Below are 2,151 nucleotides of genomic sequence, written 5' to 3' on the forward strand. Positions count from 1 at the left end.
CCGGCCGTTCGCCAGTTTCTTCAGTTCGTCGAGTTCGTGGGCGTAGCCGCGTAGCGTGTGCTCCGACAGCCGTCGCTCGTGCTCGAGTATCGACAGATAGGCGGCAACCGGATCGGCCGTCATGTCAGCGGGGCAGCAAGCGGCTAAGCGCGGCGCTCGCGAGCGTGGCGATCTGCGTCAGGAAGTCGGTCGCCATGCCTTCGTGGAAGCGGCGTGGATCGGGCGAACCCATCACGAGCAAGCCGAACGTCGGCGCGTCCGGGCCGGTAGTCGGATCGCGCAAGGCCAGCAGGGCGATGGATTCAGTGGTGTTCGCGGTATCGACCACGCCGTCGGTCGTCGCCGATGCCACCGACACCGAACTCGCCGATGTCAGCCACTGCGCGGCCTCGAAGCCCGTGTTCGCGCCGCAATACGGCGTGGCAAGGCCGTTCGTGAACGAGCGTACTTCCTCACTTGTCAGCCGTGCAAACTCGGCCTGGGTATAGGGCTCGGCGACATCCCATACGCGCAGCGCGGCTTGCGGAACATCGAAGATTTCACACAGGCCGGCCGGAATCGTCTTGGGTAAGGCGTGCGGGTCGCGTTCGGCCATCACGCGAATCGTCCAGCGATGAAACTTCGACGCAATGCTGTCGTTTTCGTGCCCGTAACGCAGCAGTTCGGCCAGCCGCCGCTCCATCTGCTTGTTCTTGTCACGCAGCATTTCCATCTGGCGTTCTTGCAGCGATACCGCCGACTTTCCGTGCGGGTTGGACAGGCGGATCGCGCCAAGCAATTCGGCGTGTTCAGCAAAAAAATCAGGGTTAGCGATCAGGTAATCGGCGACTTCACGTTCGTTCATGGTCTCTTGCAGCGTCTAGGTCGTAACGATCAGTTGGCGTCGGCGAGTTCAATCTCGCCTTCGAATACGGTGGTAGCCGGTCCCGCCATGAACAGCGGTGCGCCGGTATTTTGCGCGCCTTCCCACGCAATGGTCAGCGTCCCGCCATGCGTCTGAACCGCGACCGGCGAATCCAGCAAGCCGCGCCGGATGCCCGCCGCGACCGCTGCGCACGCGCCCGTTCCGCATGCCAGCGTTTCACCCGCGCCGCGCTCGAACACCCGCAACTTCACGGCGTTCCGGTTCACGATTTGCATGTAGCCGGCATTCACGCGCTTCGGAAAACGTGCGTGACGCTCGATCAAGGGCCCCTCAGTCAATACCGGGGCACTTTCGACGTCGGCCACGATTTGCACTGCATGTGGATTGCCCATTGATACCACCGACACCCAGCGCGTTTCGCCGTGCACATCGAGCGGCCAAAGCGTATCCGCGGTTTCTTCGCGGCCTTGCAACCCGTCAGCTTTGAATGGCACCAAAGCGGGTTCGAATTCCGGTCGCCCCATGTCGACGACAACGTCGCCGTTTTCTTTCATGGTCAGGCCGATCACGCCTTGTTGAACCTGCACCTGGACGCTCATCTTGCTGGTCAGGCCCTGATCGCGCACATACTTCACAAAACAGCGCGCACCGTTACCGCAATGTTCCACCTCGCCGCCATCGCAATTGAAAATGCGATATTTGAAATCTGCGCCTTCAATGTCAGGTTTCTCGACCAGCAGCAATTGATCAGCGCCCACACCGAAGTGCCGGTCGGCGAGCGCGCGCACCTGCGCCGCACTCAGGGAGAGCGGTTTCGTGTAGCCGTCGAGCACGACAAAGTCGTTGCCCGCGCCATGCATCTTGGTGAATTTCAGTTTCATGTCGCTATTGTAAGTGACACGCGCCGACTGCACGCCTCGGCCGATCGGGGGATGACTCCGGCAATTCGGTGCTGGCGCTCAATTTCAATAAAGCCCGGGTTCGCCGGGCGGCCGGGTCTTGAAGCGCCTGTGCACCCAATAATATTGTTCGGGCAGCAGCCTGACTTGCTCTTCAAGATAGGCGTTCATGCGGCGCGCGTCGGCTTCGTCGTCACCGGAAGGATAGTTGTCCCACGGTTCCAGGATCTTCAGCTTATAACCCTTGTAGTGGGGCAATACCTCGCCTACGAACGGCACGACCTGCGCGCGGCCCGTCTTGGCCAGTCGGCCGACGGCCGTCAGCGTGCACGCCTGCACGCCGAAAAACGGCACGAACGTGGAATTGCGCATGCCGTAGTCCATGTC

At 61.4% G+C, this 2,151-nt stretch carries 3 protein-coding genes and 1 pseudogene; all 4 read right to left on the reverse strand.

Annotated elements, in window-relative coordinates; translation table 11 throughout:
• The coding region (locus WCA53_RS02330; RefSeq protein ID WP_423905065.1) for a site-specific integrase at window positions 1-123 on the reverse strand (123 nt) is incomplete at its 3' end.
• A 1-nt stretch (window position 124) separates the two neighbouring features.
• Complete coding sequence (locus WCA53_RS02335) at window positions 125-844, reverse strand: DUF484 family protein (protein ID WP_423905060.1); 720 nt, start codon at window positions 842-844, stop codon at window positions 125-127.
• Between the two features lie 29 nt (window positions 845-873).
• Window positions 874-1,746 carry a diaminopimelate epimerase gene (dapF, locus tag WCA53_RS02340; protein WP_423905063.1) on the reverse strand — a complete coding sequence of 291 codons (873 nt, stop codon included), beginning with the start codon at window positions 1,744-1,746 and terminating at the stop codon, window positions 874-876.
• Window positions 1,747-1,830: 84 nt separating this feature from the next.
• Window positions 1,831-2,151, reverse strand: a pseudogene (locus tag WCA53_RS02345) (lipid A biosynthesis lauroyl acyltransferase); the annotation flags it as partial.

It is taken from the genome of Caballeronia sp. (assembly GCF_049581465.1).
Taxonomy (GTDB): Bacteria; Pseudomonadota; Gammaproteobacteria; order Burkholderiales; family Burkholderiaceae; genus Caballeronia.